Origin of the sequence: Streptomyces sp. SM18 (assembly GCF_002910775.2) — a bacterium.
Lineage (GTDB): Bacteria > Actinomycetota > Actinomycetes > Streptomycetales > Streptomycetaceae > Streptomyces > Streptomyces halstedii.
Genome location: NZ_CP029342.1, coordinates 5954208 through 5976007 on the forward strand (window position 1 = coordinate 5954208; position 21800 = coordinate 5976007).

At 70.6% G+C, this 21800-nt stretch carries 22 protein-coding genes; 14 read left to right on the forward strand and 8 right to left on the reverse strand.

What is annotated here, in order from left to right:
• Window positions 1-37: 37 nt before the first annotated feature.
• Window positions 38-940 (reverse strand): ABC transporter permease, encoded by a 903-nt coding sequence (locus B9S64_RS26540; RefSeq protein WP_103493652.1) that lies wholly within the window; start codon window positions 938-940, stop codon window positions 38-40.
• Complete coding sequence (locus B9S64_RS26545; protein ID WP_028440909.1) at window positions 930-1745, reverse strand: ABC transporter ATP-binding protein; 816 nt, start codon at window positions 1743-1745, stop codon at window positions 930-932. Before B9S64_RS26545 ends, B9S64_RS26540 begins: the two co-directional genes overlap by 11 nt.
• Before the next feature lie 312 nt (window positions 1746-2057).
• Between B9S64_RS26545 and B9S64_RS26550 the strand changes: the two genes are divergently transcribed.
• The 3 genes from B9S64_RS26550 (at window position 2058) to B9S64_RS26560 (ending at window position 5152) form a co-directional block, all read left to right on the forward strand.
• Window positions 2058-3758 (forward strand): sensor histidine kinase, encoded by a 1701-nt coding sequence (locus tag B9S64_RS26550; RefSeq protein WP_103493653.1) that lies wholly within the window; start codon window positions 2058-2060, stop codon window positions 3756-3758.
• Complete coding sequence (locus tag B9S64_RS26555; RefSeq protein WP_103493654.1) at window positions 3755-4447, forward strand: response regulator; 693 nt, start codon at window positions 3755-3757, stop codon at window positions 4445-4447. The genes B9S64_RS26550 and B9S64_RS26555 overlap by 4 nt, the downstream gene beginning before the upstream one ends.
• A 306-nt stretch (window positions 4448-4753) precedes the next feature.
• The gene (locus tag B9S64_RS26560) at window positions 4754-5152 is read left to right on the forward strand and encodes a hypothetical protein (protein ID WP_146060189.1); all 399 of its coding nucleotides are present in this window, start codon (window positions 4754-4756) and stop codon (window positions 5150-5152) included.
• Window positions 5153-5250: 98 nt separating this feature from the next.
• On the opposite strand, the gene puuE is transcribed toward B9S64_RS26560, so the two are convergent.
• Window positions 5251-6246, reverse strand: coding sequence for an allantoinase PuuE (gene puuE, locus B9S64_RS26565; RefSeq protein WP_103493656.1), 996 nt, complete (start codon window positions 6244-6246; stop codon window positions 5251-5253).
• 234 nt (window positions 6247-6480) lie between these two features.
• Between puuE and B9S64_RS26570 the strand changes: the two genes are divergently transcribed.
• The 10 genes from B9S64_RS26570 to B9S64_RS26615 all read left to right on the forward strand — a co-directional run bounded on the left by B9S64_RS26570 (window position 6481) and on the right by B9S64_RS26615 (window position 16326).
• Window positions 6481-7269 carry an FCD domain-containing protein gene (locus tag B9S64_RS26570; protein WP_103493657.1) on the forward strand — a complete coding sequence of 263 codons (789 nt, stop codon included), beginning with the start codon at window positions 6481-6483 and terminating at the stop codon, window positions 7267-7269.
• Window positions 7270-7348: 79 nt separating this feature from the next.
• Window positions 7349-8536 carry a sialidase family protein gene (locus tag B9S64_RS26575; protein ID WP_103493658.1) on the forward strand — a complete coding sequence of 396 codons (1188 nt, stop codon included), beginning with the start codon at window positions 7349-7351 and terminating at the stop codon, window positions 8534-8536.
• A gap of 88 nt (window positions 8537-8624) precedes the next feature.
• Window positions 8625-9257 carry a hypothetical protein gene (locus tag B9S64_RS26580; protein ID WP_028440903.1) on the forward strand — a complete coding sequence of 211 codons (633 nt, stop codon included), beginning with the start codon at window positions 8625-8627 and terminating at the stop codon, window positions 9255-9257.
• 30 nt (window positions 9258-9287) lie between these two features.
• Window positions 9288-10085 (forward strand): energy-coupling factor transporter transmembrane protein EcfT, encoded by a 798-nt coding sequence (locus B9S64_RS26585; RefSeq protein ID WP_103493659.1) that lies wholly within the window; start codon window positions 9288-9290, stop codon window positions 10083-10085.
• A gap of 2 nt (window positions 10086-10087) precedes the next feature.
• On the forward strand, window positions 10088-10954 hold the full coding sequence (locus B9S64_RS26590) for an energy-coupling factor ABC transporter ATP-binding protein (protein ID WP_228870475.1): 867 nt from the start codon (window positions 10088-10090) through the stop codon (window positions 10952-10954).
• Window positions 10951-11838: an energy-coupling factor ABC transporter ATP-binding protein gene (locus tag B9S64_RS26595; protein WP_103493661.1), complete on the forward strand. Its 888-nt coding sequence runs from the start codon at window positions 10951-10953 to the stop codon at window positions 11836-11838. The genes B9S64_RS26590 and B9S64_RS26595 overlap by 4 nt, the downstream gene beginning before the upstream one ends.
• 2 nt (window positions 11839-11840) lie before the next feature.
• Window positions 11841-12833 carry an NAD(P)-dependent oxidoreductase gene (locus tag B9S64_RS26600; protein ID WP_103493662.1) on the forward strand — a complete coding sequence of 331 codons (993 nt, stop codon included), beginning with the start codon at window positions 11841-11843 and terminating at the stop codon, window positions 12831-12833.
• The gene (locus B9S64_RS26605) at window positions 12830-13804 is read left to right on the forward strand and encodes a sugar kinase (protein WP_103493663.1); all 975 of its coding nucleotides are present in this window, start codon (window positions 12830-12832) and stop codon (window positions 13802-13804) included. Before B9S64_RS26600 ends, B9S64_RS26605 begins: the two co-directional genes overlap by 4 nt.
• A gap of 70 nt (window positions 13805-13874) precedes the next feature.
• Window positions 13875-14513: a bifunctional 4-hydroxy-2-oxoglutarate aldolase/2-dehydro-3-deoxy-phosphogluconate aldolase gene (locus B9S64_RS26610; protein ID WP_258038055.1), complete on the forward strand. Its 639-nt coding sequence runs from the start codon at window positions 13875-13877 to the stop codon at window positions 14511-14513.
• A 211-nt stretch (window positions 14514-14724) separates the two neighbouring features.
• Window positions 14725-16326, forward strand: a complete 1602-nt coding sequence (locus B9S64_RS26615; RefSeq protein WP_103493664.1) for a DUF4157 domain-containing protein — start codon at window positions 14725-14727, stop codon at window positions 16324-16326.
• 204 nt (window positions 16327-16530) lie between these two features.
• Here B9S64_RS26615 and B9S64_RS26620 read toward each other — a convergent pair whose 3' ends face one another.
• From B9S64_RS26620 to B9S64_RS26635, 4 genes are all read right to left on the reverse strand, one after another.
• Window positions 16531-17100 carry a hypothetical protein gene (locus tag B9S64_RS26620; protein ID WP_103493665.1) on the reverse strand — a complete coding sequence of 190 codons (570 nt, stop codon included), beginning with the start codon at window positions 17098-17100 and terminating at the stop codon, window positions 16531-16533.
• A 119-nt stretch (window positions 17101-17219) separates the two neighbouring features.
• Window positions 17220-17435 carry a hypothetical protein gene (locus B9S64_RS26625; protein WP_374936108.1) on the reverse strand — a complete coding sequence of 72 codons (216 nt, stop codon included), beginning with the start codon at window positions 17433-17435 and terminating at the stop codon, window positions 17220-17222.
• Window positions 17436-17510: 75 nt separating this feature from the next.
• Window positions 17511-18356: an inositol monophosphatase family protein gene (locus B9S64_RS26630; RefSeq protein WP_103493666.1), complete on the reverse strand. Its 846-nt coding sequence runs from the start codon at window positions 18354-18356 to the stop codon at window positions 17511-17513.
• A gap of 238 nt (window positions 18357-18594) precedes the next feature.
• On the reverse strand, window positions 18595-19311 hold the full coding sequence (locus tag B9S64_RS26635; RefSeq protein ID WP_103493667.1) for a TetR/AcrR family transcriptional regulator: 717 nt from the start codon (window positions 19309-19311) through the stop codon (window positions 18595-18597).
• A 116-nt stretch (window positions 19312-19427) separates the two neighbouring features.
• Here B9S64_RS26635 and B9S64_RS26640 point away from each other — a divergent pair, with 116 nt between their 5' ends.
• Window positions 19428-20942, forward strand: coding sequence for an MFS transporter (locus B9S64_RS26640; protein WP_103493668.1), 1515 nt, complete (start codon window positions 19428-19430; stop codon window positions 20940-20942).
• Window positions 20943-20990: 48 nt separating this feature from the next.
• On the opposite strand, the gene B9S64_RS26645 is transcribed toward B9S64_RS26640, so the two are convergent.
• Window positions 20991-21731, reverse strand: coding sequence for a class I SAM-dependent methyltransferase (locus B9S64_RS26645; protein WP_103493669.1), 741 nt, complete (start codon window positions 21729-21731; stop codon window positions 20991-20993).
• Between the last annotated feature and the right edge of the window lie 69 nt (window positions 21732-21800).

Sequence of the window (21800 nt, forward strand, 5' to 3'; positions counted from 1 at the left end):
GTGGGGACACCCCCGGTCGGTCGGCGGTGGCGGAGGTTCAGCGACCGTCGCCGGAGTCGGCCGGTTTCCACCGGAAGAGGCTGCGTTCGAGGAAGGACAGCACCCCCTCGGCGAGCAGGGCGACCACCGCGAGGATCACCATGGCGGCGTACACCCCGGCGGCGTTGAACGTGCCCTGGGAGGCGGAGACGAGCAGACCGAGGCCCTTCGTGGCGCCGATGTACTCCCCGACGATCGCCCCGATCAGGGCGAAGCCGAAGCTCACGTGCAGGCTGGTGAAGATCCACGAAGTCGCCGAGGGGATGACGACCTGGAAGGTGACCTGCCGGTTGCTGGCCCCGAGGATCCGCGCGTTGGCCACCAGGTTCCGGTCCACCTCGCGGGCACCCTGGAAGGCGTTGAAGAAGACGGGGAAGAAGACGAGCACCACGGCCGAGGCGATCTTCGAGGCCGGACCCAGCCCGAACCAGATCAGGAAGATCGGTGCCAGGACGATGCGCGGCAGCGCGTTGAGCACCTTGATGTAGGGCCCGAGGACGTCGGACAGGAAGCGGACCCTGCCCAGCGCGATTCCGAGGATCACACCGGCGACCACACCGATGATCCAGCCGACCAGGGCCTCGTACAGCGTGTACCAGATCTGTTCCCAGAGGGACCCCTGCGGGGTGCCGTCCGTCGCCCACCGGACGATCTGGTCCCAGATCTTCGACGGCATCGAGAAGTTGAACGGGTCGATGACGGCGGAACGGGCCAGCCACTCCCACAGGCCCAGCAGCCCGATGAGGAGGAGGACACGTGCGGTGTAGACGGTGATGCGGCGGTTGCGTGCGGCCCGGGCCCGCTCCTGCGCGCGGGTGCCGCCCGCGGTTCCCGTGGGTCCGGCGTTCTCGGCCGCGGCCCGTGCCTTCGGGGCCGGTGCGGAGTCGGTCTCAAGCGGCATCGGACGCACTCCGTTCGCGGGTGATGCGGACTTCTTCACCGAGCGAGGACCAGATCTCGCGGTAGATCTCCACGAAGCGGGGTTCGAGCCGGACCGCCTCCACCCGGCGCGGCCGCGGCAGGTCGATGGTGAAGATCTCCTTGACGGTCGCGGGCCCGGCCGTCATGACGACGACCTTGTCCGCCAGGGCGATGGACTCCTCCAGGTCATGGGTCACGAAGACGACGGAGGCCCCGGTACCCGCCCACAGATCCAGCAGCTCGTCGGACATCAGGGCCCGGGTCTGCACGTCGAGGGCCGAGAAGGGCTCGTCCATGAGGAGGAGTTCGGGGTCGTTGACGAAGGTGGCCGCGAGCGCGACCCGCTTGCGCTGCCCGCCCGACAACTGGTGCGGGTAGCGGTCCTCGAACGCGCTGAGGCCGACCCGCGCCAGCCACGAGCGGGCGCGCTCCTTCGCCTCCGCCTTGGGCACCCCACGGAAGCGGGGCCCCGCCATCACGTTGGAGAGCACCGACCGCCAGGGGAACACCGCGTCCTGCTGGAAGACGAAGCCGACCTTGTCGCCGATACCGGACACCGGGGCGCCGCCGACCATGACCTCGCCCTCGGTGGCCTCCTCCAGCCCGCTCACCAGGGTCAGCGTGGTGGACTTCCCGCACCCGGTGGGGCCCACCACGGCGACGAACTCCCCCTGCTCGACGGTGAGGTTCAGATCGCGTACGGCAGTGTGCAGGCCACCTGAGGGGGTGCGGAAGACTTTGCTCGCTCCCCGCAACTCGATGACCGGACGTTTCTGAATGCTCATGGCCGGGACGGTAGGAGCGGCCGCGGCGGGCCGACAGTCTTGTGGGCACAACCCGTCCTTGTGCCCGTAGTCACCGTTCTGCTCGTTGTGCTCACCCGGAAACGGCGATCCCGGTGCACGGGGGTGGGCAGAGATCGGTGAGCCGTTTACCTTGCGGCTACACAGGTGTTAAAAGGGCATGTCCGCCGCGGCCGAAAACCGCCGGTACCAAAACGGCCGGCACAAGAACCGCCGGCACGACAACCACAACCACGACAACCACCGGCACGGGAACCGTCCGTTCCCGGCCCACCGAAGAGGGAGGAGGAGAGCGTGCGACCGCACTGGCCCCAGCGGCTCTCCGGCCAGGTCCTGATGGTGCAGCTCGCCATCACGACCGGAGTGGTGGTCCTGGCCATCAGCCTCTTCACCGCGCCCCTCGCCCGGGAGCTGGACGAGGAGGCCATGCACCGCGCCCTGGCGATAGCCCAGACGACCGCGGCGGATCCGTCCATCGCCCAGGGACTGCTCACGACACGGCCCACCCCGGACGGCCCCGTCCAGCGGGAGACCGAGCGCATCCGGCGCGCCACCGGGGCGCTCTACGTGGTGACCATGGACATGCGTGGTGTGCGCTGGTCGCACACCACGACGGCCGAGATCGGCAGGCACGTGTCCACCGACCCGAGCGACCCCCTGGCGGGCCGTGAGATCAAGCAGATCGACAGCGGCACGCTGGGGCGCTCCGCCCGCGCGAAGGTCCCGCTCTACGACGGCTCCGGCGACGTCGTCGGAGCCGTGTCCGTCGGCATCGCGTACGACAGCGTGCGCCACCGTCTGATCGGCGCCTTCCCCGCCCTGCTGCTGTGCGCGGCGGCGGCGCTGGCCGTCGGTGCGGGCGTGGCCGTCGCGGTGTCCAGGCGACTGCGGCGCCGCACCCACGGCATCGCCTTCTCCGACATCTCGGCCCTCCTGGACGAACGCGAGGCCATGCTGCACGGGATCCGCGAGGGGGTGATCGCGTTCGACCCGCGCGGCAGGATCCGCCTGGTCAACGACGAGGCCGCCCGGCTGCTCGGCCTGGACATCGACATGACCGACTACGGCCTGGACGCGGTCATGCCGGCCGGCCGTACCTCTGACGTACTGGCCGGCCGGGTGGAGGGCGCCGACCTCCTGACCGTGAGCGGCGGCCGCGTCCTGGTGGTCAACCGGATGCCGACCGCCGACGGCGGCGCCGTGGTGACCCTCCGGGACCGTACCGAACTGGAGCTCCTCGGCCGCGAACTGGACAGTACACAGGGCCTCCTGGAAGCCCTGCGCGCCCAGGGGCACGAGCACGCGAACCGCATGCACACCGTGCTCGGCCTGCTGGAACTGCGCAGGTACCAGCAGGCGGCCGACTACGTCACGCACGCCGTGGGAGACCACCGCAGCTCCGCGGAGGAGATCGCCGAGCGGGTCCACGACCCCCTGGTCTCCGCGCTGCTCGTCGGGAAGGCCGTCGTGGCCGCCGAACGCGCCGTCGAGCTACGCGTCCGCGCCCGCACCCGCCTCCCCGACCGGCTGGTCGCCCCACGTGATCTCGTGACCGTACTGGGGAACCTGATCGACAACGCGCTCGACGCCGCCGCGGAGAAGCACAGCGCCGACTCCTTCGTGGAGGTGGAGCTGTGGGCCGAGGACACCACCGTGCTGCTCCAGGTCTGCGACACCGGACCCGGGGTGCCGCCCGAAGCACGTGAGGCCGTCTTCACCGAGGGGTACAGCACCAAACCTCCGGCCCGCACCGGTGTCCGCCCCCAGCCGGTCCGTACGCGCGACCCGCTCCCGCACGGCCGGGGCATCGGGCTCTCCCTGGTCCGCAGGCTGGCCGAGCGTTACGGCGGTTCGGCCAGGGTGACCGCCCGCCCGGGAGGGGGCGCGGTGTTCACCGTGATCCTGCCGGAAATGATCATCCCGGGTCCCGTCCCGGGAGCCGGGACGGCAGAGCCCTCCGGAACCGGCCTCACCGTGGTCGGGGGTGCCCGGTGATCAAGGTCCTGGTGGTGGACGACGACTTCCACGTGGCCGAGATCAACTCCGCGTATGTGGCCAGAGTTCCGGGATTCACCGTGGTGGGACGTGCGCACAACGCGGCCCAGGCGCTCCTCGGCCTGGAGCGCACCGCCGTGGACCTCCTCCTTCTCGACCACTACCTGCCGGACGAGACCGGGGTGACCCTGGTCCGCCGGCTGCGCCAACTCGGTCATCACACCGACGTGATCATGGTGACGGCCGCCCGCGACCTGGCGACCGTGCAGATGGCACAGCGCTACGGGGCGTTGCAGTACCTGGTCAAGCCGTTCACGTACTCGGGACTGCGGGCCCGCCTCGAAAGCTACGCGGCGCTGCGCCGGTCACTCGACGACACGGCTCGGGCCAGCGAAGCGGGGCAGGACCAGATCGACCGGATCTTCAGCGCGTTCACGACGGCCGAACCATCGCGGCCCGCCCTCCCCAAGGGCCACTCGACCGCTACGGTCGGCCTCATCCGGGGCACCCTGACGGGCAGCGCCCTCCCCCTCTCGGCCCACGAAGTCGCCGCGCACACCGGCGTGAGCCGGTCCACCGCGCAGCGGTACCTGAAGTACCTGGAGGGTGTCGGACACGTCAGACTGACCCTGAAATACGGCGATACGGGCCGCCCCGAACACCTCTACTCATGGGTGGGCACCCCCTGACGCGATGAGGAATCGGACATTCCTCCACAGGGAAAGAGCCATGAGAGAACGAACCGCTCGGATTCGATCTCCTTTCGTGCAGGCTGACAACGACCGGTCAACTCGTGATCAGGAGGGCTCATGCGCCGTGCGCAGCGCGGACCCGCCTCGGTCGCCGCTCGCACGGCGACGGTACGCACGCGCGTCGCCCCGCCCGCGTGCGCCGTCCCGGACGCCGTCGCGCCCCCTCCGGACGCGTGCCCGGTGGTACGCCCGCGCACACGACGGGCTGCCGCCGCCCCCCACACGAGAAGAAGGAGTTCCATCGTGCACCGTCGCCGTGCGGCCGTGGCCGTCACCGCCCTCGCCTTACTGGTTCTGCCCGCCTGTATGCCGGAGGACGGCGAGGGCAGGCAGGGGGCCGGTGACGCGCGCCAAGCGGTCGTCGAGTACGTCAGCGCCCTCAACTCACGCAGCGCCTCCCGGCTCATCCGGGTCGGCGGCGTGAAGGACGAACCCTGGTCGCAGAAGGAGGCGTCGAAGATCCTCGCCACCAAGGGCGGGCGCGGATGGAAGATCAGCAGCCTGAAGGTCGACCAGGGCAAGGACTCCGACACCAGCTCCGCCCGTCTCCTGGCCAACGGCAACTCGGGTGTGCTCCTGAAGGAGACCCTTACGGTGACCCGCGACAAGAACACCTGGCACGTGGACCTCTTCAGCCGCTAGGCCCGCTCCCACCGCCCGCACGACGGCCGGCCCCGGCCCCGGCCCAGCCGTGGCGGCCCCGGCCGCCGCCTGCGCGTCCCGCTCGGCCCCACCCCCGCTCAGCGCCGGAGCCGCGCCCCCGTGAGGGCGTCCGCGGGGGTGTCCTCCACCAGCGGGTCGACGGACCCCGGCAGCCAGCGGGAGGCGGGGTGGATCGTGCGCCAATGCCGGGCGATGTCCACCCGGCGGGCCACCCAGACGTCCGGGTGGCCGGCCACGACGTCGAGGAAGCGGCGCAGGTCCGCGGCGCGTCCGGGCCGTCCGCTGATCCGCAGGTGCAGCCCGACACTCATCATCCGGGGGCGTTCCGCGCCTTCCTCCAGGAGGAGTTCGAGGGCGCGTGTCAGGTACGCGGAGAAGGACTCGGACTGGAACCCGTAGGTGTTGACGTAGCGGCCGTCGTTGTTGTCCAGGGTGTACGGGAGCACGAGGTGCGCGGTGCCGTCCACGTCGGACCAGTACGGCAGGTCGTCGCTGAAGGAGTCCGAGTCGTAGAGGAAGCCGCCGTGGTTGACGACGAGCCGGCGGGTGTTCGCGCTGTTGCGGCCCGTGTACCAGCCGAGCGGTGGCTCGCCGCACACCTCGGTGTGGATCCGTACGGCCCGCTCGATGTGCTCGCGCTCGGTCTCCGGGTCGAGTTCGGCGTAGTTGATCCACCGCAGCGAGTGCGAGGCGATCTCCCACTCCGACTCCCGCGCGGCCGCGACCAGTCCGGGGTTGCGCCGGAGCGACTCCGCTATGCCGAAGACCGTCAGCGGCAGGCCGCGCTCCTCGAAGAGCCGGCGCAGACGCCAGAAGCCCGCCCGGGTTCCGTACTCGTACTGCGACTCGACGTTGAGGTTGCGGCGGCCCCGTAGCGCGCTGGTCGGCTCCTCGGTGAGGAACGCCTCCGACGCCTCGTCGCCGTGCAGGACGTTGTTCTCGCCGCCCTCCTCGACGTTGACGACGAACTGCACGGCCACCTTCGCCCCGCCGGGCCACTGTGCGTGGGGGAGGTCCCCGCCGTAGCCGGCCAGGTCGCGGGGGTAGTCGCCGGAGGGAAAGGCACGCGTCATCGAAAGTCCCTGCCTTGATCACGGAAGGCCGTGCCGTCACAGGAACAGGCACGGTATCCTGAGTTCGGCAGGCGTCGGTCAGTTCTGACTAACCATGGTCGCAGAGGTGTGCGCAGTCAAGTGCGTGGCTTTCGGCGGCCCGCCCTCGCCCAGGGAGGTTCGCCCCTCGCCTGGGGAGGGGAGGGAACGGCCGGCGGACACGAGGCGTCCGGCGGGACGAGCGAGGGGACGACGATGAACGACCGCGAAGGGGCCATGCTTGCGCTCCTCCAGCTGATGTCCGCGTCGAGCGGGCCGCTGGGGACGCGCAACGCCCAGCGGGAGCTGGCGAAACGGGGCAGGGAGCTGAGCGAGTCCTCCGTCTCGCGCCTGCTGCGGGAGATGGACGCCCGCGGGTGGACCGTGCCCGTCGGCGCCAAGGGGCGGACGCTGGCCGGGGAGGGGCGGCGGCGCGCGGCCGAGGCGGTCCTGACCCATCGCGCGTCGGACTCCTTGCAGCACGCGGTACGCGACACCAAGGACCTCCTCGACCTGCTCAGGGCGCGGAGCGCCGTGGAGAGCGCGGTGGCGGGCGATGCCGCCCGCGCACCGGAGGAGGCCCGGCTGCGGGGGCTGCGGGACCTGTGCGACCAGCATGTCCGGGTCGTCGGCAACGCCCCGATGATCGAGCAGCCGGGCCTGCGGTTCCACCGGGCCATAGTGGAGATGTCGTCGAACCGGATACTCAAGGTGGCCGCCGAGATGATGCTCGCGCCGCACCTGGACCGGGTCGAGGCGGTGCTCGACACGGTCCTCGCCACCCGGCGCGACGAGGAGAACGTCGTCGCCGAGCACCAGGCCGTCCTGGACCGGATCGAGCGGCGGGACCCCGCCGGTGCCGAGGAGGCCATGAGGGCGCACTTCGAGGCGATGATCGCCGCCGTGGAGACCTCGATCGTCGGGGGCAACGAGGTGCTCGTCCAGCGACTGCTGGACTGGGTGCCCGACGGTGACCAGTCGACGAAGAGCGTTCGTCAGTATTGACAGACATGGGTACCTGCTCAACACTGTCGTGCACCGACGCACGTGCCACCGGCACGGCGCCCCGACGACAGGAGCAGGCATGACCCGGACAGGCACCATGACCCCCGCCCGGATCCACCCGAGCCCCACCGGCGCCCGGTACCAGGACGCCCACCGCAGGTGGCAGGGCATACCGTCGGTCGAGCGCACCCCGGGCGGGCGGCTCTACGTCAACTGGTACACCGGGATGGAGACGGAGACCGGCGGCAACTTCGTCGTGATCACCAGCAGTGACGACGACGGCACCACCTGGACCGGCCCCCGCTTCGTCGTCGAGCACGACGACCCCGAGGTCCGGGTGTACGACCCCTGCCTCTGGCGGGACCCCGCCGGGCGGCTCTGGGCGACCTGGAACCAGAGCCGGGACTTCTTCGACGGCAGGATCGGCGTCTGGGCCGCCACGAGCGACAACCCCGACGACGAGCCGGTCTGGACGGCGCCGCGGCGGATCGCCAACGGGATCATGATGAACAAGCCCACCGTGCTCGCCGACGGCACCTGGCTCTTCCCCGCGGCCATCTGGGCCTGCCACACACCCACCGAGGAACACGCCCTGGAGTCGGAGCGGTTCTCCAACGTGTACGTCTCGCGCGACCAGGGCGAGACGTTCTCCTACCTCGGCGGGGCCGACGTACCGAACCGCAGCTTCGACGAGCACATGGTCGTCGAGAAGCGCGACGGCGGGCTGTGGATGCTCGTCCGGTGCTTCGACGGCGTGGGCGAGAGCTTCTCCGAGGACGGCGGACGGACCTGGTCGCCCGGCCGCCGCAGCCACATCGACGGCCCCTGCTCGCGCTTCCACATCCGCCGGCTCCCGTCGGGCCGGCTGCTCATGATCAACCACGCGGACTTCGGTGACCGGCGCTCCCGCGAGGAGATCGAGAAGCAGGGCAACGTCAAGGTGTGGAAGGGCCGTACCAACCTCACGGCCTTCCTCAGCGACGACGACGGCGCCACCTGGCCGCACCGGCTCCTCCTCGACGACCGCGACGACGTCTCCTACCCCGACGCCGCCATCGGCCCCGACGGCCGCGTCTTCGTCGTCTACGACCACGACCGCTTCGGTGACCGGGCCGTCTACCTCGCCCGGTTCACCGAGGACGACGTCCTCGCCGGACGGACGGACAGCACCGGCTCCGCCACCCGGATCGTCGTCAACCGCGCTCTCGCCCTGCCCGAGCCCGAGGGCGACACGCCGTCGCCGTCCGGCCCCGCCACCACCAGGTGACCGGGCTCCCGCTCCGATCGGCCCGACCGTCCCCCAGGGCGTACGCACCCGAGGTCCGCGCCCGCACACACCAGCAGAGGAAAGACTCATGGCAACGGCGAAGACAGTGTCGGAGAACCGGTGGACGACGCTCCCCAACTGGAAGTTCCAGCTCCTTCCCCGGGACACGCGCACCATCATCACCTGTGTGTTCCTCGGGCTGACCATGGCGGTGATCCTCCAGATCACCGAGCGCCTCGACCTGGCGCTGACCGGCGGCAGCATCCCGATCGTCTCGGCGATCGTCGTCTGCGCGATCTGGGTGCCCTCCGCGGCGTTCTACGGCCTCACCGGCGCCCTGATCACCGCGTGGATCAACCCGATCATCTCCAACCTCACGGCCTCCCAGCCGATGGCGCCCTTCCTCTTCCTCACCAACGCCGCGCACACGATCCCCGTCGCGCTGCTGGTGTGGGTCATGAAGTCCCGTGACAAGGGCCTGAAGCTGTGGCAGCTCATCCTCATCGGGCAGATCGGCGGTCTGGGTGACGCGCTGATGTTCGGCGTGGGTAACCGCGTCATCCTGCATCTGCCCTGGGGCTTCATCTCCGGCCAGGTCCTGATCGTCCAGCCGTGCTACCTCGTCGGTTCCCTCATCACCTACGGGATCATGCGGCGACTGGTCAACACCGGACTCGTCCAGAAGGAACGCGACCTCAAGGCGGCCGCCGATGCCATCTGACCGGCCCACACGAACCAAAGGGGTCCCGCGATGAGCGGAACGATGCTCTACCAGCCAGGAAAAACGTTTCTGCATCGCGCTGACGCCCGCGCGAAGATCGCCGCGATCATCGTCGTCCTCGTCGTCGCGCTGACGACGACCCGCATCGACGTCCTCGTCGCGCTCACCGCCGTCGTCGTGATCGGCCTCGCGGTGCTCGCGCGGATCACGCCGGCCTCGTACGCCAAGGCGCTGCTCCTCGTCATCCCGCTCGTCCTCCTGCTCACCCTCCTGCAATCCCTGGTCCAGGGCGGACCGGCGCTGGCCACGATCGGCGGTGTCTCCCTCTCCAGGGCGGGTGTCCTGCTCGGTCTGGGCATCGGGATGCGCCTGTTCGCCATGGGCATCTGCTTCTACGGGTTCTCGGTGACCACCAGCCCGTCGGACATCGCGCTCGCCCTCCACAAGGCCGGCGTGCCCTACAAGTTCGCCTACCTGACGAGCTTCGCGTTCCGGTTCCTGCCGCTCCTCCAGGACGAGGCGCGGACCCTGCTCACCGCCATGGCCGTCCGCGGTTCGGCCGAGAGCAGTTCGCGCCACCCGCTGCGGCGCGGCCGCGCGATCGTCCGGATGCTGTTCCCGATGCTCGCCGGATCCATGAAGCGCAGCAGCGACATCGCCCTGTCGATGGAGCTGCGCGGCTACAGCCTGCCGGGTCCGCGGACGTTCTACCGGACGACCTCCTTCCGTACCGGTGACGCCCTTCTGGTCGTCGGAGTGATCCTCCTGGGCGCCGCGCTCCTGGTCATGCAGTGGCAGCTGCCCGCACCGTTCACCGAAGGAGCATGAACATGACTGCACCGGCACTGGCGGTCACCGGCCTGACCGTCCGCTACGAGGGCGCCGAGCGGCGCGCGCTCGACGAGGTCGGCCTCGTTGTCGCCCCCGGGGAGATCCTGGGCATTCTCGGTCCGACCGGCGCGGGGAAGTCCACGCTCCTGCAATGCCTGTCCGGCGTCATCCCCCACCACGAGGACAACGCCGCCATGCGCGGGGACATCGAGGTGTTCGGACGCCCGCTGGGGGACTTCGCCGGCCTCTCCGAGATCACCGAGACCGTCGGCCTCGTCATGCAGGACCCTGAGGTGCAGCTCGTCAACACCGTGGTGCGGGAAGAGCTCGTCTGGGGGATGGAGAACCGGGGGATCCCGGTACCGGAGATCGAAAGGCGCCTGCGACGCGCCACGGACCTCTTCGACATCGGCGGCCTCCTCGACCGCTTCACGCACGCCCTCTCGGGCGGAGAGAAGCAGCGCGTCGTCGTCGCCTCCGTCTTCTGCCTCAGCCCCCGGATCATGCTCCTCGACGAACCGACGTCCGAACTGGACCCCGCCGGAACCGAAGGCGTCATGGACGCCGTCCGGGTGCTCGCGGACGAAGGCGTCACCGTCATCGTCGTCGAGCACAAGATCGAGGAACTGGCCGTCTACGCCGACCGGCTCGTCGCCATGCGGGACGGCCGGGTCGAAGCGGCCGGCACCCCGCGCGAGGTCCTCATGGGCCCGGCGGCCCCGGACCGGCCCCAGGTGCTCGACATCGCCCTGCGGCTGCGGGAGCGAGGGCACTGGGACGCCGAACTCCCGTTGTCCGTCCCGGCGGCGGTCGCGGGCTGGCAGGCGATGACGCACGCCCCGCACAGCGACAGGAACCACTCATGAACCACCTGGACACGGTCATCGAGATCGACGGCGTCGAGCACACCTACGGCACGGGGGCCAAGGCCCTGGCGGGGGTGGACCTGACCATCGGCCGGGGCGAGTTCGTCGCGATCATCGGGCGGAACGGCTCCGGCAAGACCACCCTAGCCAAGCACTTCAACGGCCTGCTCAGGCCGACGAACCCCGGCGGTGCGGTCCGGCTGCACACCCGGGACGGCCGGACCGTCGACACGCGCGGCACCCGGCTGCACCACCTCGCCGCGACCGTCGGATACGTCTTCCAGAACCCGGACCGCCAGATCTTCCACGACACCTGCCGCGAGGAGCTGGAGTACGGCCCGCGCAACATCGGGGCCGACCCGGAGACGCTCGCCCGGGAGGTGTCCGAGACCATGGAACTGGTGGGGCTCGAAGGGCGCGAGGACACCAACCCCATCCACCTCTCCCGGGGTGAGCGCCAGCGGCTCGCCATCGCCTCGACCCTCGTCATGGGCTGCGACGTCGCGGTCATCGACGAACCCACCACCGGTCAGGACCGGGCCGAATCGCGCAAGATCCTCGACTCGCTCGCCCACCACCACGCCCTGGGCCGCACGGTCGTCATCATCTCCCACGACATGGCGCTGGTCGCCGAGTACGCGACCCGGGTCATCGCCATGCGCCAGGGCCGGGTACTCACCGACGGGACACCCGCGGAGGTCTTCTCTCAGCGCGAGGTGCTCCAGGAGACCAACATCCGGCCTCCGCAGGCGGCGGTGCTCGCCGCCGAACTCGGCCTGCCGGGCGTCCTGACGGTCGACGACGCCGTCCGTGAGATGAGCGCCGCCCTCGGCGGGACACGCTCCGGCCCGGCCCCCCTTCCCCACGACGACAAGGTCTCCTGAACATGCGCTATCTGGTCACCGGCGCCCGCGGTTTCGTCATGAGCGTCCTGGTCGAGCGGTTGCTCACCGCCGAGCCCGACGCCGTCGTCACCGCCGTCGATCTGCACGCGCCCGACGACGTACTCACCGCCTCCCTCGCCGGACACGGGGGCCGCGTCCAGCATGTCCGGGCCGACGTCACGGACAGCGCGGCCATGACGGACGTGCTCGCGCGGAGCGCACCGGACGTCGTCGTCCACGGCGCCACGGTCACCCACGACCCGGCGAGCGAACACCAGGACCCCGGGCGCTTCGTCCACGTCAACACCCAGGGCACCACCACCGTCCTCGACGCCGCTCGGCGCACCGGCGGCGTACGACGGGTCCTGCTGGTCAGCAGCGGTGCCGTATACGGGAGTTCATCCCTGCGGCTGCTCACCGAGGACGCCCCGCCCGAGCCGGACGAGATGTACGGCATCAGTAAACTGGCCGGCGAGCTGATCGCCCGGCGCTTCGGCCGGCTCTACGGTCTCGACGTCCCCGTGGCACGGCTCACCAAGATGTTCGGGCCCATGGAACGGCCGAGCTCGGGCCGCTCCGTGATGTCCCTGCCGTACCACCTCGCGGCGGCCGCCGTACGGAACCGGCCCGTCAGGCTCACCGAACGGACGCTCCAGGCGGGCGGCGACTGGCTCGGTGCCGCCGAGGCCGCCCGCGCCCTGCACCTGCTCGCCCGCGGCGAGGGCCGGGGCGACGGGACGTACAACATCTCCAGCGGCGTCCGGACGAGCGTCCCCGACCTCGTGGCGCTCTTCGGCGTCCGGACCCTCCAGGTCCCGGCCGAGGAGGCCGAGGCCGACATGGACCCCGCCACCGAGTCCGGCAAGAACGGCGTCTACGCCTCCGACCGGGCGCGGCACGAGCTGAAGTGGGAGCCGGCCGGCCTCGATGCCCAGGTCGCCCGGTACGTCCGATGGGCGCGCGAGCACCCCGGGTTCTTCGCGGCGGACCGATGACCGCGCGGCGGAAGGGCGGCGGCGGGCTCGTCACCTTCGGCGAGTCGATGGGGCGGATCAGCGCCGACCAGATCGGCCTCCTGGACACCTCCCGCACGTTCTCGGTCTCGGTCGGGGGAGCGGAGAGCAACGTCGCCGTCGCGGCCGCCCGTCTCGGCGCGGACGCGACCTGGGCGGGCCGGCTCGGCCGCGACAGCGTCGGCGACCTCGTCGAACGGCGCCTGAGGACCGAAGGGGTACGGCGGCGGATCACCCGCGACGACGGTTTCACCGGGCTCATGGTGTGCTCCCGCAGGACCAACGCGGGCGTCCGGGTCGACTACCACCGGGCCGGGAGCGCCGGGTCGCGACTGACCCCGGAGGACGTGGGCGAGGACCTGATCCGCCAGGCCGACGTCCTGCACGCTACCGGCATCACACCGGCCCTCGGTCCCACCGCGCGCACGACGACCTCCTGGGCGCTGCGCACCGCACGGGAGGCGGGCGTGACGGTGTCCCTGGACGTCAACTACCGGGCCAAGCTCTGGTCCCCGCGGGAGGCGGCACCGGTCCTCCGGGAGCTGGTCACCCAGGCGGACATCGTCTTCGCCGGTCCCGAGGAGGCCGCACTCGTCCTCGGAACCCAGGACGTTTACGCCCGGGAGCCGTTGGAGGCCGCCCGCGCCTTGGTCGCGCTCGGCCCCCGCACGGCCGTCGTCAAGGACGGGCCGCGCGGCTGCGCCGCCGTCATCGACGGCCGGGCGTACGTGCGAGAGGCGGTCCCCGTGCGGACGGTGGATCCGGTGGGCGCGGGCGACGCGTTCGTGGCGGGCTACCTCGCCGAACTCCTCGCCGGCCGCGACGCCGGGGCACGCCTGACGACGGCGACACGCACGGGCGCCTACGCCGTCACCGTCCCGGGCGACTGCGAGGGCCTGCCGTTCCGTCACGAACTCGACGCCTTCACGGCGGCCGAGGATGTGGCCCGATAGCGACCGGCCCCCGCGACAGCGCCCGGCCCGCCCTACCCCGCCACCGGCACCGAACGGAAAGGCCATCCACGTGTCCGCCACCCCCGCAGACGTCACCCGGTTCTTCGACGGCTGCTTCGCCACCGTCCCCGTCATGGCCATCCTCCGTGGCTACCCGCCCGAGCGCACCGTCGAACTGGCGGAGAGGGCATGGGACCTCGGCGTCACCCAGGTCGAGGTACCCCTCCAGGACCCGGACGCCCTGCCGTCCCTGCGGGCGGCCGTCGCCGCCGGGGCCCGGCGGGGCATGGGCGTGGGAGCCGGCACCGTCACCACCCCGGAGCGGCTCCACCTCGCCCGGGACGCCGGTGCGGCGTTCACCGTCGCCCCCGGATACGACGAGGATGTCCTGGACGAGAGCCTCGCCACCGGCATCCCCCACCTCCCGGGTGTCTCCACGCCGTCGGAGGCGGGCAGAGCACGACGGCGCGGCCTCCACTGGGTCAAGGCGTTCCCGGCGTCCCACCTCGGACCCGCCTGGGTACGGGCGGTGCGAGCGCCCTTCCCGGAACTGCGCATCGTCGCCACGGGCGGCGTCGACGCCGAGAACGCCGCGTCCTTCCTCCACGCCGGGGTCCGCGTCGTCGCCCTGGGATCAGCCCTCGCGGACCCGTCCCAGCTCGACCGCGTCACCGCGCTGCTCGCGCGCGACGGCGCGGGCGACGGCTGATCACGGCCGCTCGGGCACCCGCCCGTCCGGGACTTGCCGTCAGCGTGAGCCCCGGCACGCACATGGCGCGCCGCCGGGCCGGTCGTGCCGGGGACGGCATCCCGCCCTGCCCGTTCGGTCAGCCGGTTCTGCCCTCCCGTGCCTGGCCACGGGGGGCACCGTCCGCGTATGCAGGAGGAGTTGGTTCCCACCCGTTGGAGGAGAGGCGCTCATGCGCGCAAAGGACGGCGTCGGACGGTCCACGGCCGGGAACGGCCGGGCGGCCGCCGCTCGCACGCAGGCGTCCCGCCCCGCGGTGCGCCCGGACACGCCCCTGACACCGCAGGCCCTCCGGTCCCTCCAGGGCAGCATGGGCAATGCCGCCGTCGTCCAACTGCTCCACCAAGGTGGGCACCGGCAGGAGCAGGAGCAGGAGCCGGGCGCCGGCCCCGGGCCCCAGCCGACCGAGAGGGCCGAGGTACAGCGCGCCGCGGTCCAGGACGTCCTCCGCAGTGGTGGCCGCCCTCTCGACGACACGACCCGCGCGACGATGGAAGCCCGGCTCGGTGCCGATTTCTCCGATGTCCGGGTGCACTCCGGCAGCGCCGCGAGGGCATCGGCCACGGCACTGGGCGCCCGTGCCTACACCTCGGGCAACCATGTCGTCATCGGTGACGGCGGCGCCGACGCGCACACGCTCGCCCATGAACTCACCCACGTCATCCAGCAGCGCCAGGGGCCGGTCACGGGCACGGACAACGGCGACGGCCTGAAGGTCTCCTCTCCGGACGACCGCTTCGAGCGCGAGGCGGAGGCGAACGCGCGCCGAGCACTCAGCGGCCCGGTCCCCGCCACCGACGCCGGACCTGTCCAGCGGTCCGGCGCGTACCCCCCGCCGGGACGGCACGAGGAACACGTACAGCGTGCGGTGGCGTACCGGCAGGACAGCGACACCGGCAGCGCGGCGGACCAGGCCGCGTTCCAGAGGATCGTGACCGGTCTGGACGAGGCCGTCCAATGGGCCTACGACTACGTGAGAACCACCCCGGGCCTGGGCGCACTCGCCGAGTTCGACGGGCACACCAAGCACTGGGTGCGCACCTGGGAGGCGTATCTCGGGGGCGACGTCGGCTCACCCAGCAAGGAGTTCGGCTACGCCGTGGAGTCAGTGGCCACCTATCGGCTGAAGGGCCGGACGACGTTCGCCGACCACCACATCGGGCTACAGGAGGTACACGGCGGGACCCGGCCCGATGTCGTACTCACCGGTCCCGGCGGTCGACTCGTCGCGGCACTCGACATCACCGCGTCCAGCAGCGGACTCCATATCTTCGCGAAGGACAACTGGGAGGGACGGTTCCCCAGTTTCGCCGAGATCACGTACAACTCCCTCACCCCGGAGACGCTCGTGCTCATGCGCGCGCGGAAGGACGCCACCGGCTCCGTCTCGGCGGAGGAACTGGCGGCGTTCGAAGCCGCGGCGACGGAACAACGCGCCCGGTTCGAGGCACGGCGCTCCGAGATCCGGGCCGACTTCGACACGTATGCCACTCCTCTGGCCCCCAAGCGCGAGGTGTTCCGGCTCCAGCCCCAACTCGGCATCAACGTTGTCCTGAGCTGGCTCAGGAGCGGACGCTTCGACCTGTCGAACGATGTGGAGGGGCTGGACAAGACGGCTTCCTGCGTACTCGCCGCACTCGGTGTCAGGGGCAGCAGCTGGGGCTTCGACACCGGCTACACCGCCAACGTCGCGCGCGGGGAGTCCTTCCTCATGGTGACCGACACCCGCCCGACGGCGGATGCTTGGGGAAGGACCTTCCAGGTCGAGGAGTAGGATTTCGACCTCACGTGACCGACGTGTCGATCGACCCGTACCCCCGTTCGGACCGGACGAGCCCTGCCACGACCGTATCGGGCCGTCCCCGGCGGCCGCCGTGCCGACGCATCCTGATGACCGCGTCCCGGGCCTCCGTCACGCGACTCAAGCCGTTCGGTGGCGGCGCGAGTTGAGATCGGCCCTCCGTCGGCCGACCCGCCTTCATGACATAGGGAAGATGTACCTCATGCAGCCGTACAGCAGCACGTGAAGCCCCGCAACGATCAGCGGAACCTTCAGGGAAAGAGAGAAGGTCTCGCGTACTTCCCCGCCTTCGGGATGCGCGCCACTGCTCAGAAGGGGCTGAATGTGTCTCCTGATCAGCCGGGCTGACGGGTAGCCCGCAAGCTCACCGACGATCGAGGTGCCGACGACGCGTGCCCTGATTTCACTCCCGTTTTTGAGTGTGAACGTCAGCCCGTTTTCGATATTGACTCCGGCTATGTGTCCGTAGGGAACGACAGTCTCGGTCACCCAGTTCCGTATCCTGATGGTGTCACCGCACATCACCAGTCGTGGGCGGATCGTGATCATCCACCCCATCCACGCAATCGCCATGCTTATGGTTCCGCCGACGAGCGACCTGTTGATCAAAGGTTCGCCTCCCTTGCCCGGCGCCACCACAATAAAAGCCCCGACCCAGAACATTATCGCAGTCCCAGCCAGACCCACGTAGCGAACCTTGCTGTAGATGGTTGTACCCCTCAGGGTGACGGCAGTGAAATTCTTCACGATAGCTGAAAACTCGCTCTCATGAGGCGTTCGGGTCGGCGTCAAGGTCGTTCCGGCGCGCACAACGACGGGATGTGTCCCCGGCGTGATCGCGTGACGAGAAGATTGAGGGGCACGGTCTACAATCTGGCGATGACCTGGACAATCAGTGAAACGCCAAGAATGGCGCCAGTGATGCGAATGATGAGTGGACTGAAGCCGAATCCGGGGCTGACCGGGCTGTGGTTCATGAGCAATTCGTAGACGCGATATGCGGAGTCACGGAAATTCAAGGCAAGGAGAATTCCCGCTAGTCCTGGGAGTGTCACGCATGCGAAGAACAGGTACATCGTCACGGTCTCACCCTCGGGGTGGTTGAAAGTTTTCCGATTTCACTGTGCGCGGAATTCGGTCTCGGCGGCCCTGCCGAGCTACGCCCCGTCGTCGAGGGCGTACAGGTCGCGGCTGCGCGGCAGGCCTTCGACCAGGTCCAGAATCGCTTCGTGGAGCAGGCCGTTGGTGGCCAGCACCGTCATGTCACCCTTCAGTACGGGCCTGCCGCTCAGGTCCGTCACCCGGCCGCCGGCCTCCGACACGATGACAGGCATCGGGGCCACGTCCTCGTAGCCCATCGGCGGGCCGGCGATCACCACTGCGTCCGCACGGCCGGTGACGAGGTCCACGATGCAGCCCATCGACGCCATCAGGAAGACCTGACGGTGGAGAGCGGTGAGGAGTTCTTCCGGCCATCCGGCCGGGTTGAGTGCCTGGGTCCTCGCTCCGCGCGTGCTGGTGCGCTGGGTGACCCGGGCGCGGTGGCCCGACGTCAAGTCCGGCTTCTCGCCGTTCAGTACCCAGCAGCCCAGGCCCCGCCCGGCTACGATCATCTGTCGGCTCATGGGCATGTTGATCACCCCGACAGCGGGACCGTACTCGTCCTCGTAGGCGATGTCGTTCGAGAACAACGGCCACCGACGGGTGAACGACGTGGTGCCGTTGATGGGGTCGATGATCCATCGTCTCCCTGAGACCCCGGCGGTCGAGCCCCTCTCCTCGCCGTAGATGCCGTCCTCCGGCACATGGCGGGCCAGCTCGTCCCTGACCAGCTCTTCGACGGCGAGATCGATCTCGGTGACCTCGGTGCCATCTTCTTTGCGGCGACTGCCCCACTCTCCGAAGAAGCCCTGCGCGGACACCTGACCGGCCCGCGTGGCCAAGCCGACAGCGAAGTCGAGGAGCTCTCGGTCGGCGGGCGGAACGTCGAATGCGTGATCCATTCGGTGAGCTTCCCACGCCTTACGGCGCCAAGGTGCAGCCTCCCTCAACCGGCCAGTTCAGGACGCCGTTCGGAGTCGGAATCGGGGTCGGCGTACGCAGAGGAAGCCGCCGGCATGGTGGGGCGGGCCGAGGTGGAGAGGGGTGCGTACCTCGCAGCGGATCCGCAGCCATGGCCGGTGCCTTGCGGGCGGTGGTGCCGGTGGTGCCGGTAGTGCCGGTGGTGCCGGGCGGAGGCTCTCAGTCCGCAAGGCCCGACGGGTCTGTCGCGCCTGACGGGTCGGCGAGGAACGCGCTCAGCAAGGCGGCGAGCGACGCGGCGTAGTCGTCATGGCCCTCGTGTCGGTCCAGTGCGCGGACGCGGGTCAGCGCCGGGAGTTCCGCGGGATCGGCCCCCTCCATGGTCCGTTCGCGCTGGCTGGGCTGCCGGGGTGGCGTGAGCGGGTGCTCGTCGAGGAGTTCGCCGATGGTGAGGTGCCAGCAGGCGCGGTAGGCCGTGGAGGCGCGCCGCGGGTCGAGTCCCGCGGCGAGGAAGTCGGCCAGGCAGGCGTCGCTGAAGGGGAGGGCGTTGCGGGCGACGAGATCGCCGCGGATCAGGATGTGCAGCACCCAGACGTGGGCGGCCATGTAGTCGTGCGCGGTGAGGAGCCGGTTGAAGAGCCGCTCCCCGGGGGTCCGGCCGGGCACCTCCACCGGTAGTCGGGCGGCGATGTCCTCCAGGATCGCCACCAGGAGGGCGTCCCGGTCCGCCACGTGCCGGTAGAGAGAGGTCGCGGCCGTACCCAGCTCGGCCGCCACGGCGCGCATGGTGAGCGCGTCCAGCCCCTCGCGCTCGATGAGGTCGCGTCCGGCCCGCGCGATGGCCTCGGGGGTCAGTCCGGGGCGCGGCTGCGACCGGGGCACCCCCCTCGACGGCCGTGCGGGATCCGGCGTGACGGTCTTCGAGGGGCGGCTCATCCGGCCAGTCTCGCATCCACGACCTCACCCCCGTAGAAGTTAGGTAAGCCTTACGCGTACATTGTTCGCATCGCGTCGGCCGACGTGATGTGCCTGACGAACGGGAGTACGACCCCATGACCGAGACGGATTCCGGGCCTCCGAGCGCGGCCGGACCCGGCGCGGCGGCGGTGCCGCGCCACGCGGGCCTGGTGCTCGCCACCGCCTGTGTCGCCCAGGTGATGGTGGTGCTCGACGTGAGTGTCGTGAACGTGGCGCTGCCGTCGATCTCCGCCGACCTCGGATTCGCTCCGGGCAGCCTGTCCTGGGTGGTCAACGCCTATACCCTCGTGTTCGGCGGTCTGCTGCTCCTGGGCGGGCGGTTCGCGGACTTCGTGGGACACCGGGCCGCGATGTTCCTGGGGCTGGTCGTCTTCGGCGTCACCTCGGTCATCGGCGGCCTGGCGCAGACCCCCGGCCAGCTGGTCGCGGCCCGAGCCGGTCAGGGCCTGGCGGGAGCACTGCTGGCACCGCTCAGCCTCGCCGTCATCATGGTGACCTTCACCGAGGGCAAGGCGCGTGCACGGGCGGTCGGAGTCTGGGCGATGGTGGCCGCCTGCGGCAGCGCGCTCGGCGTCCTGCTCGGCGGCCTGCTGACCGAGTGGCTGTCGTGGCGGTGGGTGCTGTACGTCAACGTCCCCATCGTGGCCGTCGGGCTGCTGCTCGCCTGGGCGTCCGTCCACGACCGGCGGACCACCCGGGTCAGGCGACTCGACACGGTCGGCGCGGTCCTGGTGACGGTGGCGGTCACGGCTCTGGTGAACGGCCTCATCCGTGCCGGGGAGCACGGCTGGGGGACGACAGGCGTGCTGCTGTCCTTCGCCGTCGCCCTGGTGGCGGGTGCCGCCTTCGCGCTGTGGGAACGGCGAACGGCCGGACCGCTCGTCCGATTCGGCGTGTTCCGGGCCCGCTCGGTCTGGGTCGCCAATCTGGTCGTGCTCTTCATCGGGGCGGCCACGGTCGCCGGCTTCTACTTCGCCTCCCTGTTCCTCCAGAACGTCCTGCACTACTCGCCGCTGCGGGCAGGGGCCGCCTTCCTGCCGTTCTGCCTCGGGACGGTCGTGGGGGCGATGCTCTCCGGCCGGCTGACGCCCCGACTGGGTACCCGTACCGTCCTGACGGCGGGACTGACCCTCGGCGCGATCGGCATGCTCCTCTTCGGCATGATGCACGCGGAGTCCACCTTCGTGGGGGGCTTCCTGCTTCCGTCCCTCGTGGCATCGACCGGTGTCGGCCTGTGCATGGTCGCCAACACCTCCCTGGCCACCGCGGGAGTCTCCGCCGACGAAGCCGGAATGGTCAGCGGACTCGTCAACGCCGCCCGGCAGATCGGTGGCAGCATCGGCCTGGCCGTCCTCACCACCGTCGCCGCCGCGGGCAGTTCGGCGTCCGGTTCCGGCGACGCGGTGCAACGGCTGGTGCAGGGATACGACCGTGCGTTCCTCGTCACGGCGGGGCTCTGTGCCGTCGCGGCCGTGCTGTCGGGCCTGTTCGCCCCCGGAGCCGCCGTCTCGCGCCCGCCGGGGTCTCCCGGAGCGGACTCCGTCACCGAGCGCGCGGAAACGGCCGACGGCACGGCGGCCCCCGCCTGACGGACGGGTCGCGCCGCGCCGAACGAAGCCGTCTCGGCGCGGCGGGCCCTACGGTTTGTGGGTCACCCAGAGCAGTTCCGCCGGCCAGCGGTGTGCCCAGTCGGGTGGGTCGGTCTCGTTGTAGCCGTTGGGTGTTCCGGGGTCGGGCCGCGGCTCGATGAGGTCGTCGATGAGGAGACCCGCGCCGCGCAGGACCCTGACCCAGTCGCCGTACGTGAGCTGATAGCTGGTCGCGCCGTCGCCTTCGGCGATGGTGTCCAGCCCGAAGTAGTCCTGCCGCATCGTCGTGGTCACGCGGCCCGCGGCTTCGTCGTAGCACGCTTCGAACCATGGGCCGGCGACGTTGAACACCAGGCGCCCGCCTCGGCCCAGGACGCGTGCGGCCTGCGGGACGGCCAGGTGCGGGGGTGCCCAGCTGAGCCCACCGAAGTCGCAGAACACCAGATCGAAGCTGTTGTCGGCGAAGGGGAGCTGTTCGGCGGCGCCTTGCACCAGCGGGTAGCGGTCCACTCCCATCGCGCGGGCGGCGGCGGCCAGTTGGGCTTCGGACAAGTCGAGCCCGACCACGGTGGCGCCCTCGGCGGCGAGCGCCCTGGACCACTGGCCGGCGCCGCAGCCGAGTTCGAGGACGCGTTTGCCGGTGACGTCGCCCAGGGCGTGCAGGCGCGTGTCGGGGATGGAGTACATGCCCCACAGCCGGGGCGTGGCGCCGATGCGCGGGTCGTGCTCGTGCTGGTAGGCGCTGCTGATCCGGTTCCATAGCCGCCGGTTGGCGGGGATGCTGTCCACGTGCCGACTCCAGCACTGACCGCCTGCGGCGGTCAACACGATGAGGACACTGACCGGTCCTCGCCCCGG

Coding starts and splice junctions, on each gene's coding strand:
- B9S64_RS26615 (WP_103493664.1), top strand. CDS start 14,725: ATGCGCGCAAAGGACGGCGTCGGACGGTCCACGGCCGGGAACGGCCGG.
- B9S64_RS26585 (WP_103493659.1), top strand. CDS start 9,288: ATGAGCGGAACGATGCTCTACCAGCCAGGAAAAACGTTTCTGCATCGC.
- B9S64_RS26605 (WP_103493663.1), top strand. CDS start 12,830: ATGACCGCGCGGCGGAAGGGCGGCGGCGGGCTCGTCACCTTCGGCGAG.
- B9S64_RS26580 (WP_028440903.1), top strand. CDS start 8,625: ATGGCAACGGCGAAGACAGTGTCGGAGAACCGGTGGACGACGCTCCCC.
- B9S64_RS26545 (WP_028440909.1), bottom strand. CDS start 1,745: ATGAGCATTCAGAAACGTCCGGTCATCGAGTTGCGGGGAGCGAGCAAA.
- B9S64_RS26630 (WP_103493666.1), bottom strand. CDS start 18,356: ATGGATCACGCATTCGACGTTCCGCCCGCCGACCGAGAGCTCCTCGAC.
- B9S64_RS26590 (WP_228870475.1), top strand. CDS start 10,088: ATGACTGCACCGGCACTGGCGGTCACCGGCCTGACCGTCCGCTACGAG.
- B9S64_RS26640 (WP_103493668.1), top strand. CDS start 19,428: ATGACCGAGACGGATTCCGGGCCTCCGAGCGCGGCCGGACCCGGCGCG.
- B9S64_RS26575 (WP_103493658.1), top strand. CDS start 7,349: ATGACCCGGACAGGCACCATGACCCCCGCCCGGATCCACCCGAGCCCC.
- B9S64_RS26595 (WP_103493661.1), top strand. CDS start 10,951: ATGAACCACCTGGACACGGTCATCGAGATCGACGGCGTCGAGCACACC.
- puuE (WP_103493656.1), bottom strand. CDS start 6,246: ATGACGCGTGCCTTTCCCTCCGGCGACTACCCCCGCGACCTGGCCGGC.
- B9S64_RS26635 (WP_103493667.1), bottom strand. CDS start 19,311: ATGAGCCGCCCCTCGAAGACCGTCACGCCGGATCCCGCACGGCCGTCG.
- B9S64_RS26600 (WP_103493662.1), top strand. CDS start 11,841: ATGCGCTATCTGGTCACCGGCGCCCGCGGTTTCGTCATGAGCGTCCTG.
- B9S64_RS26540 (WP_103493652.1), bottom strand. CDS start 940: ATGCCGCTTGAGACCGACTCCGCACCGGCCCCGAAGGCACGGGCCGCG.
- B9S64_RS26570 (WP_103493657.1), top strand. CDS start 6,481: ATGAACGACCGCGAAGGGGCCATGCTTGCGCTCCTCCAGCTGATGTCC.